This window comes from Streptomyces sp. NPDC051364, assembly GCF_040682115.1.
Classification (GTDB): Bacteria; Actinomycetota; Actinomycetes; order Streptomycetales; family Streptomycetaceae; genus Streptomyces.
This window is the reverse complement of the sequence record NZ_JBFBAH010000025.1, coordinates 1-14,503: the sequence shown is the minus strand read 5'-3', so window position 1 is coordinate 14,503 and position 14,503 is coordinate 1. Positions and strand designations below refer to the sequence as shown.

The window sequence follows — 14,503 nt, the reverse complement described above, 5'->3', positions numbered from 1 at the left end:
CCCGCCGGTGTGGGGGTACCTCCCGGCGGCAGCCGGGGGAGCATCGACCTCGGCGCCTTCGATCCCGCCGCGACCCCCGGCGGTCCCGCCGGCAAGGCCGCCGGACTGGCCGCCACCGCGCAGCTGGCCGGGCCGCTCGCCTCCCTCCAGGAACGGCTGTACGCGGCCAGCACCGCCGGCGACCGCCGCCGCGTCCTGCTCGTCCTCCAGGGCACGGACACCAGCGGCAAGGGCGGTACGGTCAAACACGTGGCCTGCCTGTTCAACCCCTCGGGCTGCCGCATCAGGGCCTTCAAGGCGCCCACCCCCGAGGAGCAGAGCCACCCCTTCCTCTGGCGCATCAAGCAGGCTCTGCCCCTGCCGGGCGAGATCGGCATCTTCGACCGCTCGCACTACGAGGACGTCCTCATCGCCCGCGTCCGCGACCTGGTGTCGCGCAGCGAGCTGAACCGCCGCTACGCCCAGATCAACCGGTTCGAGGAGTCCCTCGCGCAGGACGGCGTGACCGTGGTGAAGGTGCTCCTGCACATCAGCTACGAGGAGCAGCGCAAGCGGCTGCTGGAGCGGCTCGACAACCCCGACAAGCACTGGAAGTTCAGCCCGGCCGACATCGACGAGCGCGGCCTGTGGCCCGAGTACCGGCACGCGTACGAGCTGGCCCTCGAGCGCTGCTCCGGCGATGCCGCACCCTGGTACGTCGTCCCCGCGGACCGCAAGTGGTACCGCAACTGGGCGGTCAGCAAGCTGCTGCTGGAGCACCTGGAGGAGATGGGTCCGCGCTATCCCGAGGCGGGCTTCGACGTCGAGGCGTGCCGCGCCCGGCTGCTCGAAACCTGACGAGGCGTGGCGGGCGGGCGATTCACGGGCCCACCCCCGCGCCGCTGCGATCCGCTTGGCAGATGGTCATATATTTTGCCTGCGTGACCCTTTCTGTGCGCAATGTGGCGGTCGCGGCCGCCCTCGGTGCCGCTCTCTGCACCGCCCTCGCCGGCTGCGGAGGCGGCAGCGGCACCTCCGGCTCCGCTGCCGGTCCCGGTGGCCAGGCCCGTATGGGCACCCCCGGGGCCTCCGCGCCGCCGGTCTCCCCCGCCTCGCCGCAGGCAGCCGGTTCCTCCCCGGCCTCCGCCCCGCCGCCCGCCAAGGCCCCGACCCTGGCGCCCGGCCCGAACGGCCTGACCCCGGTCTTCGAGCGGGCGAAGCAGCAGACCGACAAGACCGTCGCGCTGACCTTCGACGCCGACATGACCTCCGACCAGGGGCAGCGGGCCGCGGACGGGGAGCACTTCGACAACCCCCAGCTGATCGCGACCCTCCGCAAGCTCCAGGTGCCCTCGACGATCTTCATGACGGGCCGCTGGGCCGAGGAGTACCCGGACCAGGCCAAGTCGATCGGTACCGACCCGAACTTCGAGATCGCGAACCACTCGTACAGCCACCACGCCTTCACGTCGCCCTGCTACGGGCTCCCCGCGCTCGACACCGCCGCCGCGCGGGCCGATGTGGACCGGGCCTTCGCCGCCTTCCGCACGGCCGGCGCGGTCAACACCGTCCCGTACTTCCGCTTCCCGGGCGGCTGCTACGACGACCAGTCGCTGCGGGCCGTGTCCACGGCCAAGGTCACGGCCGTCCAGTGGGACGTGGTCAGCGGGGACGCGTTCGCCAAGGACCCCGACGCGGTGGCCGAGCAGGTCCTCGCCGGGGTGAAGCCCGGCTCGGTGGTGGTCATGCACTGCACGCGCAGCGCCGCGCCGGTCACCGAGGAGGCCATCCGGAAGATCGTCCCGGAGCTGCGCAAGCGCGGCTACCGCTTCGTGAAGGTGTCCGAGCTCATCGGGAAGTAGGCCGGGCCGCGCCTCAGCCGGAGCAGGCGGTGCGCTGCGCGTCCTGCCACTCGCACACCGGGCACAGCACCACGCCCGGGGTCGCGACCCCGTACTCGGTGGGCTTGCCGCACTCCAGGCAGTCGGCGTACGGCGGCCCGGCCACCCGCCCGGCCGGCGCCGCCGGGGCGGGGCAGTACGACTCGGCCTCGGCCTGCCGGTCCATTTCGTCCATGCCCACGAGCGTACTCAGCCCCGGCGCGCGCTGACGAGGCAGGCCACGGCACCCGCCCCGCAAGCCAGCACCAGCGACCCCGCGAAGGCCGCCAGCGGCAGCGTCACGGCCTCCACCCGGGAACCCTCCACCAGCGCGGTCACCGCACTGCGCGCCGGGGAGCCGGCGATGCCCCACGCCAGCAGCGACCCCAGGCCGCCCGCCAGGACCGCGAGCCCCGTCGACCGCAGCAGCGGCCGGCTGCACAACGCCCCCACGGCCGCCCCGGTCAGCGCGCACGCGAGGACCGCCAGCACCCCGGCCAGGGCGGCGTCCTGCGGCTCCACCTTGCGCCCGGGGTTGCCGATCAGCAGCACCACCACCGTGCCCACGGCCCCGGCGAGCAGCGCCCCGCCCAGCGCGACCAGCAGGGCGGCCGCGTGCACCCGTACGGGACCGGCCGCGGCGGCCGCGCAGTCGCGGGCGGCGTCGGGCTCGTTGGTCACGCAGACCCGGACCAGCCAGACCGTCATCGGCACCAGTCCGGCGGCCGCGAAGCCCAGCGAGTCCAGCAGCGGGTCGCCCGGGCGGACCCCGGCGGCCAGGAAGGCCGCGTACACGACCAGCGGGGCGATCCAGCGCTGGGAGCGCAGCAACAGCGCCGACTGATAACGCAGCAGGCCGGTCACGGCAGTTCCTCCACGGCTCTGATGTGCCAGGGCGCGGGCGCGGTGAGCAGCTCGCGCAGCACGGCGTCGGACCGGGCGGCGGGCACCGTCAGCAGCAGGCCCCCGCCGGGCGCGGGCGCGGCGGCCAGGCCCGCGGGCGGCTCGGCGCCGGGCGGTCCGGCGGCCTCGATCCGTACGTACGGCCCGTCGTCGGCAGGCTCCCGTATGGGGATCAGCGCGGCCCCCTCGACGCGGTGGTGCGCATCGGCCGATCCGGCGAGCCGCGCCGGGTCGTGGTCGACGAAGACCACCGTGCCCCCGGCGGCGGTCCGCTCGGCGACGGCCCGGTCCAGCTCGGCACGGGCGGGCACGTCCAGCCCGGTCCACGCCTCGTCGAGGACGAGCAGCCCGGGCTCGGCGAGCAGCCCCTGCGCGACGGCCACCTTCTGGCTGCTGCCCTTGGAGAGTTCGGCCAGCGGGGTGTGCGCGTACCCGGCCGCCCCGAACCGCTCCAGCCACTCGGCGGCCCGGTCCGCCGCCTCGGCGCGTGCCAGCCCGTGCACCCGGCCCATGTGGGTCAGGTAGGCCGTCGCGGTGAGCGGCAGCGCCGCCGGGAAGCGCTCGGGCACGTACGCCGTACGGCTCGGCCGCCCGGTGATCCGCCCCTCGGACGGGGTGTCGATCCCGGCGACGATCCGCAGCAGGGTGGACTTGCCGCCGCCGTTGGGGCCTTCGATCCGGACGAGGGCGCCGGGCGGCAGGTCAAGCGCGACCCCGCGCAGTACCCAGGGCCGCCGCAGCCCGTAGCGGCGGCCCACACCCGTCAGCTTCAGTGGGAAGCCGCCGTCTCGGTCACCTCGCTGGGGCGGACGATGACGAAGCCCTCGCCGCGCAGCATCAGCTGGACGGCCTCGCCGGAGCCGCCGCGGATCATCGAGCCGACCGACTGGGAGCGGTGCAGGCCCGTCTCCAGCTGGGCGCTCCAGCCGACCACCGCGTCGGTGTCCACGTACACGGGGTTCTGCGCCGTGACCGGGATGATGATCGGGTGGCCGTCGCAGACCACGGCGAGCTTGCCGGTGCCGGTGAAGAGGCTGTTGAAGAGGCCGCCGCCGGTCATGCCGGCGCCCTTCACCATCTTTATCTCGTACGAGAGCGTGGGGTCGAAGCAGAGCACGTTGCGGCCGTTGATGGTCAGCGAGTCACCGGGCTCGAAGTCGATGATGAAGCACTGTTCGGCCTGGTGCGCGAACCAGGCCTCGCCCTGCCCGCGTACGGACATCAGCGCGAGGCCCTCGCCGGTGACGGCGCGCTTCAGCATGCCGCCTATGCCCTGGCCCTTGCGCTCGAACTGGAGGTTCCCCCGGAAGGCGACCATCGAGCCCTGACGGGCGAGCATTTCACCGTTGACGGTGTACTTCACGGACTTGGCGTTCTGCAGGGTCATGCCCGGAGCTGCCGACGGCTGGGCCAGGTTCTCGGACGCAAAAAGATCGCTCTTCATGACCCCGATCCTCACCCGGCCCAGGACCCCGCGGCATCATCCTCAAGTTGGAGGCTGGCATCCTTGGCGGGATGAGCAGCCAGCACCAGAACCACACTTCAGACGTACCGGCAGAGGGCCCCGCGCACGTACCCGCAGTCGGGGCGGACAGCCCGTTCCGGCAGGCACACGTCGCCCGCGACGAGGCACCGCAGTTCGTCCTGCCCCTGGTGGTGCGGATCGAGAAGGCCGAGCCGCCCGCCCGGACGGACGCGCTGGAGACGGCGGCCCGGGCGGTGCTGGTCCTGCTGACGGACGAGCGGGCGCACGGCGAGGGCGAGTGGGCCGAGGCGGTCCGGGACTGGCAGGACGCGCGGATCCGGAAGGTGGTGCGGCGGGCGCGCGGGGCGGAGTGGCGCAAGGCCGGCACCCTGCCCGGCGTGACGGTGCACGGTGACATGTCGGAGGTACGGGTCTTCCCGCCGGTGCCGTTGGACGGCTGGCCCAAGGAACTCGCGAAGCTCCAGGTCTCGGGGACCGATCTGGACGACCCGGAGCCGGCCGCTCCGGCCGCCGCGGGTATTCCGGTGCTGTGGCTCAACCCGGACCTGGAGATGTCCGCCGGCAAGGCGATGGCCCAGGCCGGGCACGCGGCGCAGCTGGCGTGGTGGGAGCTGACCGGCGCCGAGCGCACCGCCTGGCAGGACTCCGGTTTCCGGCTGGCCGTACGGACGGCAGCGCGCGAGCGGTGGGCGGGGCTGAGCGGGAGCGGGCTGCCGGTGGTCCGGGATGCCGGATTCACGGAGATCGCACCCGGTTCGGCGACGGTGGTCGCGGACCATCCGGCCCTGCGGGCGCGGCTCGCCGGCGGAATTTCGCGCTGACCCGGAACCTCAAATGTTGCTCTGAACGTCCCTTTGCGCGGTTGGCCCGACTCCGTCGGGGCGATGACATCGGCACACGACCGATGAGAGGGGGCGAGGGGACATGAAGACCATGGCGCACCTGGGGGTGGGCATCGGATGGCGGCCGGAGATCGCTGACGCGGTGGAGCGGCTGCCGGGCCTGGACTGGGTCGAGGTGGTGGCCGAGAACATCTGCCCCGGCCACCTGCCCGCATCACTGCTGCGGCTGCGCGAGCGCGGGGTGCGCGTCGTACCGCACGGGGTCTCGCTGGGGCTCGGCGGCGCCGAGCGGCCCGACGCGGGGAAGCTGGCCGCGCTCGGGGAGCGGGCGGTGGCGCTGGGGGCGCCGCTCGTCACCGAGCACATCGCGTTCGTACGGACGGCCTCGCCGGCGCTGGAGGCGGGGCACCTGCTGCCCGTCCAGCGGACGCGGGACGCGCTGGACGTGCTGTGCGAGAACGTCCGGCTCGCGCAGGACGCACTGCCGGTGCCGCTGGCGCTGGAGAACATCGCCGCGCTGATCTCGTGGCCCGGGGAGGAGCTGACGGAGGGGCAGTTCCTGACGGAGCTGGTGGAGCGGACGGGGGTCCGACTGCTGATCGACGTCGCCAACCTGCACACGAACCGGGTGAACCGGGGCGAGGACCCGTTCGCCGTGCTGGACGCGATCCCGCTGGAGGCGCTCGCGTACGTGCATGTCGCCGGGGGCGTGGAGCGGGGCGGGGTGTGGCACGACACGCATGCGCATCCGGTCCCGGCGGTGGTGCTGGACATCCTGGCGGAGCTGCGGAAGCGGGTGGAGCCGGCGGGGGTGCTGCTGGAGCGGGACGACGACTTCCCGGCGGAGGCGGAGCTGGCCGGGGAACTGGCCGCGATCCGGGAGGTGGTCGGCCCTGCGGGGCTGTCCCCTACCCGCCCTTCCACCGTGCCCCGGGGCTCCGCACCGGACCCCGCACCTCACACGCCGGCGGGGCTGGAGGGTGCGGCGGACGTCGAGCCGCTGGAGCGGGCTCGAATCCGTGTCGGGGTGGAGCAGGCGGCGCTGTTGTCGGCGCTGGTGGGCGGGACGCCCGTGCCGGAGGGGTTCGACCGGCAGCGCGTACGGGTGCAGGCGCGGGCGCTGGCCGCCAAGCGGGCCGAGGTCGTCGCGAAGCTCGCGCCCGAGCTGCCCGGGATCCTGGGCGGTGAGGACCCGTACCGCGAGGCCTTCCTCGCCTACGCCCGCAACCGGCCCATGACCGCCGGATACCGGCGGGACGCCCTCGACTTCGCCGAGCACCTGCTGATCCAGGACCTGCCCGCCGACCCCGCGGCCCGGCGCCGGCTCACCTCCTGGTGGCGGGACCGGGTCGGGGCGCGGCCGCCGCGCCGGATCGTGCGCTGGGCCCGGACCCTCGTGGGGCGTGCGGCATGAGCGTACTCGCCGTCGCGATCTGGATCGCCGTCGTCGTCTCCACCGTCCTGCTGTTCCGCGGCCTGCGGCGCTCCCGCCCGCCGTCGGCCGGTCTGGCACCGCGCCTGCACGACCTGTCCGAGGCCGCGTTCATGGCCGGCGGCCCCGGCGCGGTCGTGGACTCCGCGCTCGTCTCGATGCTCGGGGACGGCCGGCTGGTGGTCGGCGGTCCCGGGATCGTCCAGGTGCGCCCCGGGGCGCGGGCCGGCGACACCGCCGAGCGGGCCGTGCTCGAGGCCCTTCGGCAGGCCCCGTCCGGCTGGCTGTACCAGGTGCGGTACGCCGCCATGCTCGACCCCGCCGTCCAGGAGACCGGCGACGCGCTGGCCGCCCGCGGGCTGCTCGCCGCTCCCGGCTCGGGGGCGAAGTGGCGGCGCTGGGCGCTGATCCAGGTGGTGGTGTGCGTGGTGTGGGTGGTGTTCTCGCTGCCCCTCACCTTCGTGGCGCTGGCGCTCGAGTCCGGCCCGCAGGTGCCGTTCGCCATCAAGGTGTTCCCCGCCCTGGTGGGCGGGATCGTCATGGGCTGCGCACTCGCCGCCCGGGCCAGGCAGCGGCTCAACCCGGCGGGGCAGGCGGCGCTGCGCGAGATCCGTACGCACTACCTGAACGACCAGACCCCGCACGTGCAGACCGCCCTGTACGGGCTGCGCGGCCTGCGGGACCCGTACCTGCGGGAGCAGTTGGTACCGGCCGCGCGCAGCACCAGGCTGGCGGCCGCGCAGTCGCGCTCCGCGCCCCGCGGCTCGTCCTCGTCGTCCTCCTCCTCGTCCTCGGCGGACTCCTGCGGGTCTTCCGCCGCGGTCCTGCCCGTCGTGTGGTGCGCGGGCAGCAGCGACGGCGGGGGAGGCTCCGGGTCCGGCTGCGGGTCCACCGGATCCGGCTGCGGGTCCTCGGGGTCGGGGTCGAGCTGTTCCTCGGGCTCGGGCTCGGGCTGCGGGTCCTCGTCGGGCAGCAGCTGCGCGAGCAGCAGCTCCAGTTGTTCCAGCAGTTCGAGTTGCAGCAGTTCGTCCGGGTCGAGCTGCGGCAGCAGCAGTTCCTGACCTGCGGTGGCACTGAGCGGGGTCCGCGTGCTCGCGGACCCCGCCCTACGGGCGGCATTGGCCTGGGCAACGGGGGGAATGCGGCCGACACCCGGCGGTGATCCTGTACAGGGCCCCGCTCAGCGCATCTCATCAGATCATCCGAAGAGATGAAGGTGGCCCGTGATGCAGACTCCGCTCACCCGCTGCGGAGTCGCCGCGGCGGTGCTCTCCCTCACCCTGTGCACCCCGTCCCCATCCGCCCGAGCGACCACCCCGGGCCCGGACACCGCCGGCGCCGCCGCGAGGGCGGCCGCCGCGAACGCCGGCGCCGAACTCGTCGCCCACCGCGCCGCCGAAGCCTCCGGAGCCGGCGGGCTCCGCTTCGGGCGGTGTGCCTCCGTCGAGAAGTTGCCCTCCACCGTGCAGTGCGCGAGCCTGCGGGTTCCGCTCGACTACACCCGGCCCGACGGGCCGCAGATCTCCCTCACCGTCAGCCGGGTCGCCGCCACCGGCCACGGCGGCGCCGCGCGCCAGGGGGCCCTCGTCTACAACCCCGGCGGCCCCGGCGCATCCGGGATGTTCTTCCCGCTCGTCGGCGACCTCCCCGAGTGGGAGCGCATCGGCGCCGCCTACGACCTCGTCGGCTACGCCCCGCGCGGAGTCGGCCGTTCCGCCCCGCTGTCCTGCGAGGACCCCGCCGTCCGCGCGAAGGGCCCCACCCAGGTCCCGGCGGAGCCCTCGGCCGCGTACAAGCAGCAGCGCATCGCCGCCGCCCAGGCCTACGCCCGCGGCTGCGCGCAGCGGGCCGGCGCGGCCCTGCCGTACTACTCGACCCTCGACAACGTCCGCGACCTGCACGTGCTCCGCGCCGCCCTCGGCGAGGAGAAGCTGACCTTCATGGGCGCCTCGTACGGCACCTACCTGGGCGCCGTCTACGCCACGCTCCACCCCGGCCACGTCCGCCGGATGGTCCTCGACTCCGCGGTCGACCCCGACCCGCGCCGCATCTGGTACCTCGACAACCTCGACCAGGCACCGGGGTTCGAGCGCCGCTGGTACGACTTCCGTGCCTGGGCGGCCCGGCACCACGCCACGTACCGGCTCGGCGCCACCCCGGCGGCCGTGCAGGCGAGCTACGAGCGTGTGCGGGACGCGGTGGCGCGCACTCCGGCGGACGGGACCGTCGGCACCGGCGAGCTCCAGGCCGCCTTCCTGCAGGCCGCGTACTACGACGACGTGTGGCAGGAGCGGGCGGCCGCGCTCAGCGCCTTCCTGGCGGGCGATCCGGGCCCGCTGGCCGAACAGGCCCGCCCGGACCCGGAGTCGGCGGCCGAGCGCGAGAACGCTCGGGCCGTGTACACGGCGGTGCTGTGCAACGACGCCGCCTGGCCGGCGGATTGGGAGACCTGGGACCGCGACAACACCGAACTGGCGCGCCGGGCGCCCTTCGAGACCTGGGCCAACGCCTTCCTGAACCTGCCGTGCGCGTACTGGCCGGTCGGCGAGCGGCAGCAGCCGGTGGCGGTCGGCGAGCAGCCGGAGGCGATCCCCCGCACGCTGGTCGTCGCGGCGGAGCGGGACGGGGCGACCCCGTACCCGGGCGCGCTGGAGCTGCAACGGCGGCTCGGCAGCGGGGCCGCGCTGGTCGCGGAGGAGGGGGCCGGGGCCCACGGAGTGGTCGGCGGACGCAATGACTGCGTGGACCGTCACGTGGAGCGGTACTTGCTGACGGGTGACACCTCGGGGTGGCGTGTCACGTGTGCGCCGCATCCGGAGCCCGCACCGGTGTCGTTGGACGACCGGGCAGCACAAATCCCCGGGAAGGTACCCAGGGCTCTGCTGCCGCCAGTCGTCTGAACTTCCGGGCGGGATCTCCGGCTGCGTCGTTTCGGGGGTCAGGCCGTCATCCGGACCAGCCTCCCGATCCACCGGAGGCCGCTCCCCAGTCAAGAGAGCGGTACTCCGGTTCCTTCCCCCCAGGGGAGGTATCAGGCGAGCCCGGCCACCAGATCGGCGACGGACTTGCGGCGTCCGGTGTAGAAGGGCACTTCTTCACGGACGTGCATACGGGCCTCGGAGGCACGCAGGTGACGCATGAGGTCGACGATGCGGTACAGCTCGTCGGCCTCGAAGGCCAGCATCCACTCGTAGTCACCCAGCGAGAAGGACGCGACCGTGTTGGCGCGGACGTCGGGGTAGCCGCGGGCCATCTTGCCGTGGTCCGCGAGCATGCGGCGGCGGTCCTCGTCGGGCAGCAGGTACCAGTCGTACGAGCGCACGAACGGGTAGACGCTGACGTAGTCGCGCGCAACCTCGTCGGCCAGGAAGGCCGGGATGTGCGACTTGTTGAACTCGGCCGGGCGGTGCAGGGCCATGTTCGACCACACCGGCTCCAGCGCGCGGCCGAGCTTGGTGCGGCGGAACAGGTTGTACGCGGTCTGCAGCTCGTCCGAGGTCTCGGCGTGCCACCAGATCATGATGTCCGCATCGGCGCGCAGGCCGGAGACGTCATAGGTGCCGCGGACGGTGATGTCCTTGGCGGCCAGCTGGTCGAACAGCTCCTGGACCTCGTCGGCGTAGCCGGTGCGGTCCTCGGGCAGGACGTCCTTCAGCTTGAAGACGGACCACAGGGTGTAGCGGATGACCTCGTTGAGGTCCTTCGCCTTCTTCCCCGCATTGGGAATCTTCTCTGGTGCAGTCATGTGTCCATTGTCCCGTGTGCTGATCAGTGGTCGGTGCCAGGGGTGCCCAACGTGGCCATCACCACGTCGGCGGCCTTGCCGGCGCTCGCGATGCACGCCGGGATGCCCACGCCGTCGTACAGCGCCCCGCACACCGCGAGGCCCGGCAGGGCCGCGACGGCGCCGCGGATCCGGGCCACGCGGGCGAGGTGGCCGACCGGGTACTGGGGCAGGCCGCCGTCCCAGCGGGTGACGGTGGAGGCGACCGGCCGGGCCGCGAGGCCCACGGCCTCGCCGAGGTCGCGCAGCGATACCTCGACCAGCTCGGAGTCCTCGCGCCCCAGGTCGCCCTCGTCGCCGTACCGGCCGACCGAGGTGCGCAGCAGGAAGAGCTCGGGGTCGGCACCCGCCCAGGCCCACTTGTTGCTGGAGAAGGTGGAGGCCTTGATCGTCCGGCCGTCGACGGGCGGTACGAGGAATCCGCTGGCGCCGCCGTCGGTGATCGCGGCGGGCAGCTCGGAGCGCCGGAAGGCCATCGTCACGAGGGCCATCGAGGCGTACTCGACGGACCGCAGCTCGGCGGCCGCGGCCGGCGCGAGCCCGTCCAGCAGCCGGGCGGCGGGCCCGGCCGGGACGGCGAGGACCACGGCGTCGGCGTCGATCGCCTCCGCGTCGGTGACGACCCTCCAGCCCCCGGCGGTACGCAGGACCTCGCGCACGGGAGTACCCGTGCTGATCCGCGCCCCGGCCGCCCGGCATGCCTCGGCCACGGCCTGCGGGAGCCGTCCGATGCCGCCGTCGATGCCGGAGAAGACGGGCCGCCCGGCCTGCTGGGGCTGCTGCGCGGCCGCCCGGTGCTGGAGTTCGCGTACGCCGTCGCCCAGCGAGGCGTGCGTACGGGCGGCCTCGAAGAGCTGCGGGACGGCGGCGCGCATGGAGATGCGGTAGGCGTTGCCGGCGTAGACCCCGCCGAGGAGGGGCTCCACCAGGCGGTCGACGACCTCGTGGCCGAGGCGGGCGGCGACGTACTCGCCGACGGCGACGTCCTCGCCGATCTCGGCGGGCGGCAGTTCGCGCTCGGCCTCGATCCGGGCCAGGCCCTCGGCGGAGAGCACCCCGGAGGCGGCGAGCGGGGCCAGGTCGCCGGGGACGCCCATGACATGGCCGCGCGGCATGGGCCGCAGCGCGCCGCGGGTCCACAGGTGGGCGGTGGCGGTGGCGGGCGGCTGGAGGGCCTCGCCGAGGCCCACGGCCCGGGCCAGCTCCAGGGCTTCGGGGCGGCGGGCGAGCACGGACTCGGCGCCGAGGTCGACGGGGGCGCCGGCGAGCTCGCCGGCGAGCAGCTTGCCGCCGAGCCGCGGCCCGGCCTCCAGGAGCGTGACGCGCAGGCCGTCGGCGAGCAGCCGGTGGGCCGCGGCGAGGCCGGCGATGCCACCGCCGATGACGACGGCGTGGCGGAGCGGGGCCACCGGGGCCGCCGCGCCTGCTGCGTCGTCCGTACGCATGTCCGCTTCGTGCATGGACACATCGTCTCAGACCGTTCACCGGCCGATCACCGAGGCCGGACCGTGACCGCATCGGGACCGGCTCGGGACCGCCTGAGCGAAACCCACGACGGGACCCTGTACGTCACAACGGCGACATCAGCCGATCCTCGGGGGGTACCACCGATGCGCACCAGCAATAGAGGCACCGCTGTGAGACACCGCGGCGCGGCCACCCTGGCCGCCCTGTCCCTGGCCGGAGTGCTCGCGCTCACCGGCTGCGGCGCCGGCCAGGACACCGCCGGCTCGGCCTCGGCCGACAAGGCCGCGGTCGGCGCCCCGGAGGGCGCGGCCCAGGGCAAGCCAGGGGCGGCCGCGGCGGCTCCGCCGGCGGCCGCCGGGACCTCGGGCTCCGATGCGGCCAAGAACGGGCAGCAGCCGGCGGCCGTACGCCCGCACGTCATCCGTACGGCGACGCTCGCCCTCGAGACGGCGGACGCGCAGAAGGCCTTGGCCGCGGCCCGTACGGCGGCGGAGGGCGCGGGCGGGTACGTGGGCAACGAGTCCACCAAGCGCGGCGAGGACGGCCGGATGACGTCCACCCTGACCCTGCGCGTGCCGGGCGACCGCTTCGACGCGGTGCTCGGCGCGATGGAGGGCAGCGGGAAGCTGCTCAACCGCAAGGTCGAGGCGCAGGACGTGACCGAGAAGGTCGCGGACGTCGACAGCCGGGTCAAGTCGCAGCAGGCGAGCGTGGCCCGGGTGCGGGAGATGATGGACAAGGCCTCGGCGCTCAGTGACGTGGTGATGCTGGAGAGCGAGCTGAGCAAGCGCCAGTCGGACCTGGAGTCGCTGCTCGCGCAGCAGACGGCGCTGAAGGACCAGACCTCGATGGGCACGATCACGATGGAGGTCGCGGAGCCGGCGCCCAAGGCGGCGGAGAAGCCGAAGGACGAGGAGCCCACCTTCCTGGGCGCCCTGAGCGGCGGTTGGAACGTCTTCACGACGATCGTGCAGTACCTGACCCTCGTGGTCGCCGTCCTGCTGCCGTTCGCGGTGACGGCCGCGGTGGCGCTGGTGTGCTTCCGCGTGTACCGGCGGCTGCGCCCGGCGAAGCCGAAGGCGGGACCGACGCCGAAGAAGGTCCCGGCCGTACCGGGGGCGCGGTCCGCGGACCCGACGGAAAAGACCCACGTCCCGGACTGAACACGCATTCGGCCGTAGCGTGTTCGGTAGGAGACGGCGGTGCGGCGGACGGGGCGGGCGATGGCGACGGAACGACTGGTGGTGGTCGGCGGTGACGCGGCGGGGATGTCCGCCGCGTCACAGGCCCGGCGGCTGAAGGGCCCGGCGGAGCTGGAGATCACGGCCTTCGAACGCGGGCACTTCACCTCGTACTCGGCGTGCGGGATCCCGTACTGGATCGGCGGCCAGGTCCCCGGGCGGGACGAGCTGATCGCCCGTACGCCCGAGGAGCACCGCGCCCGGGACATCGACCTGCGCATGCGCACGGAGGTGGTGGAGCTCGACGTGGCCGGGGGCCGGGTCCGTGCCCGCGATCTGGAATCCGGATCCGAATCCTGGACGGGATACGACAAGCTCGTCCTGGCCACGGGGGCCCGCCCGATCCGGCCCCGGCTGCCCGGGATCGGCGCGCACGGGGTGCACGGCGTCCAGACCCTGGACGACGGCCAGCGCCTGATGGCATCCCTGGAACTCACCGAGGGGCCGGCGCGTACGGAGGGCCGCAGGGCGGTCGTGGTCGGCGCGGGCTACATCGGCGTGGAGATGGCGGAGGCGCTGGTCGCGCGGGGGTACGAGGTCACCGTCCTGCACCGCGGGCAGCAGCCGATGGCGACCCTGGACCCGGACATGGGCGCTCTGGTGCACGCCGCGATGAACCGGATGGGGATCCGTACGGAGTCCGGGGCGGAGGTCACGAAGATCCTCACGGACGAGGCGGGCCGGGTGTGCGCGGTGGCCACGGCGGAGGGCGAGGAATACCCGGCGGACGTGGTGGTCCTCGGCATCGGCGTGGAGCCCCGTACGGCGCTGGCCCGCGCGGCGGGACTGCCGCTCGGCGAGTCGGGCGGGGTTCTCACGGACCTCTCGATGCGGGTCCGGGGCCACGAGAACATCTGGTCGGGCGGCGACTGCGTCGAGGTCCTGGACCTGGTGGCGGGCCGGATGCGGCACATCCCGCTGGGCACGCACGCCAACAAGCACGGCCAGGTGATCGGTTCGGGCGTGGGCGGCGGTTACGCCACGTTCCCGGGGGTGGTGGGCACGGCGGTGAGCAAGGTCTGCAACCTGGAGATCGCCCGTACGGGCCTGCGCGAGAAGGACGCCCTGGCGGCGGGCCTGCGGTTCGTCACGGCGACGATCAAATCGACGACGACGGCGGGCTACTACCCCACGGCCGCGGACATGACGGTCAAGATGCTGGCGGAACTCCGCACGGGCCGCCTGCTCGGTGTCCAGCTCGTCGGCGGCGCGGGCTCCGCGAAGCGGGTGGACATCGCGGCGGTCGCCCTGACGGCGGGCATGACGGTGGACCAGGTCGTATCCCTGGACCTGGGCTACGCCCCGCCGTTCTCCCCGGTCTGGGACCCCGTCCTGGTGGCCGCCCGCAAGGCCGTCTCGGCAGTGCGGGCGGCGGGCTGAGCGGCCTTGGTGAAGTGGGGTGCGTTTTCGCGTCGTCCGGTGCGGTGCATCGCAAGGCGGAGCGGCACGCTTGTACTGGACGTACCCGGGTGCTGCGAGACCGCGGCGA

Annotated in this window: 14 protein-coding genes; 8 read left to right on the top strand and 6 right to left on the bottom strand. The window is 74.0% G+C overall.

Annotated elements, in window-relative coordinates:
- Nucleotides 1–9: 9 nt before the first annotated feature.
- The gene (locus AB0M76_RS33275) at nucleotides 10–837 is read left to right on the top strand and encodes a PPK2 family polyphosphate kinase (protein ID WP_365956542.1); all 828 of its coding nucleotides are present in this window, start codon (nucleotides 10–12) and stop codon (nucleotides 835–837) included.
- 83 nt (nucleotides 838–920) lie between these two features.
- On the top strand, nucleotides 921–1,841 hold the full coding sequence (locus AB0M76_RS33270) for a polysaccharide deacetylase family protein (RefSeq protein WP_365956481.1): 921 nt from the start codon (nucleotides 921–923) through the stop codon (nucleotides 1,839–1,841).
- A gap of 13 nt (nucleotides 1,842–1,854) precedes the next feature.
- On the opposite strand, the gene AB0M76_RS33265 is transcribed toward AB0M76_RS33270, so the two are convergent.
- Genes AB0M76_RS33265 through AB0M76_RS33250 form a run of 4 tightly spaced genes read right to left on the bottom strand, consistent with a single transcriptional unit; the run spans nucleotide 1,855 to nucleotide 4,206 of the window.
- Entirely contained in the window at nucleotides 1,855–2,055 is a 201-nt protein-coding gene (locus AB0M76_RS33265; RefSeq protein ID WP_365956480.1) for a hypothetical protein, read from the bottom strand.
- Between the two features lie 14 nt (nucleotides 2,056–2,069).
- Nucleotides 2,070–2,723 (bottom strand): ABC transporter, encoded by a 654-nt coding sequence (locus AB0M76_RS33260; RefSeq protein WP_365956479.1) that lies wholly within the window; start codon nucleotides 2,721–2,723, stop codon nucleotides 2,070–2,072.
- Nucleotides 2,720–3,535 (bottom strand): ATP-binding cassette domain-containing protein, encoded by an 816-nt coding sequence (locus tag AB0M76_RS33255; protein WP_365956541.1) that lies wholly within the window; start codon nucleotides 3,533–3,535, stop codon nucleotides 2,720–2,722. The genes AB0M76_RS33260 and AB0M76_RS33255 overlap by 4 nt, the downstream gene beginning before the upstream one ends.
- A complete protein-coding gene (locus AB0M76_RS33250; RefSeq protein ID WP_365956478.1) occupies nucleotides 3,532–4,206 on the bottom strand; it encodes an AIM24 family protein in 675 nt (224 codons plus the stop codon). The genes AB0M76_RS33255 and AB0M76_RS33250 overlap by 4 nt, the downstream gene beginning before the upstream one ends.
- 71 nt (nucleotides 4,207–4,277) lie before the next feature.
- Here AB0M76_RS33250 and AB0M76_RS33245 point away from each other — a divergent pair, with 71 nt between their 5' ends.
- The 4 genes from AB0M76_RS33245 to AB0M76_RS33230 all read left to right on the top strand — a co-directional run bounded on the left by AB0M76_RS33245 (nucleotide 4,278) and on the right by AB0M76_RS33230 (nucleotide 9,422).
- Complete coding sequence (locus AB0M76_RS33245) at nucleotides 4,278–5,069, top strand: aminoacyl-tRNA hydrolase (protein WP_365956477.1); 792 nt, start codon at nucleotides 4,278–4,280, stop codon at nucleotides 5,067–5,069.
- Between the two features lie 103 nt (nucleotides 5,070–5,172).
- The gene (locus tag AB0M76_RS33240) at nucleotides 5,173–6,504 is read left to right on the top strand and encodes a DUF692 domain-containing protein (RefSeq protein ID WP_365956476.1); all 1,332 of its coding nucleotides are present in this window, start codon (nucleotides 5,173–5,175) and stop codon (nucleotides 6,502–6,504) included.
- Nucleotides 6,501–7,583: a TIGR04222 domain-containing membrane protein gene (locus AB0M76_RS33235; protein ID WP_365956475.1), complete on the top strand. Its 1,083-nt coding sequence runs from the start codon at nucleotides 6,501–6,503 to the stop codon at nucleotides 7,581–7,583. Before AB0M76_RS33240 ends, AB0M76_RS33235 begins: the two co-directional genes overlap by 4 nt.
- 165 nt (nucleotides 7,584–7,748) lie before the next feature.
- Nucleotides 7,749–9,422, top strand: a complete 1,674-nt coding sequence (locus tag AB0M76_RS33230) for an alpha/beta fold hydrolase (RefSeq protein ID WP_365956474.1) — start codon at nucleotides 7,749–7,751, stop codon at nucleotides 9,420–9,422.
- Nucleotides 9,423–9,553: 131 nt separating this feature from the next.
- Here the strand turns inward: AB0M76_RS33230 and hemQ are convergent, their stop codons facing one another.
- Together hemQ and hemG are read right to left on the bottom strand one after the other, a co-directional pair.
- Nucleotides 9,554–10,267 (bottom strand): hydrogen peroxide-dependent heme synthase, encoded by a 714-nt coding sequence (hemQ, locus tag AB0M76_RS33225; protein WP_053788392.1) that lies wholly within the window; start codon nucleotides 10,265–10,267, stop codon nucleotides 9,554–9,556.
- Between the two features lie 23 nt (nucleotides 10,268–10,290).
- Nucleotides 10,291–11,751, bottom strand: a complete 1,461-nt coding sequence (hemG, locus tag AB0M76_RS33220) for a protoporphyrinogen oxidase (protein WP_365956540.1) — start codon at nucleotides 11,749–11,751, stop codon at nucleotides 10,291–10,293.
- 192 nt (nucleotides 11,752–11,943) lie between these two features.
- Here hemG and AB0M76_RS33215 point away from each other — a divergent pair, with 192 nt between their 5' ends.
- Together AB0M76_RS33215 and AB0M76_RS33210 are read left to right on the top strand one after the other, a co-directional pair.
- Nucleotides 11,944–12,936, top strand: coding sequence for a DUF4349 domain-containing protein (locus tag AB0M76_RS33215; protein ID WP_365956473.1), 993 nt, complete (start codon nucleotides 11,944–11,946; stop codon nucleotides 12,934–12,936).
- Between the two features lie 60 nt (nucleotides 12,937–12,996).
- Complete coding sequence (locus tag AB0M76_RS33210) at nucleotides 12,997–14,394, top strand: FAD-dependent oxidoreductase (RefSeq protein WP_365956472.1); 1,398 nt, start codon at nucleotides 12,997–12,999, stop codon at nucleotides 14,392–14,394.
- Nucleotides 14,395–14,503 lie beyond the last annotated feature (109 nt).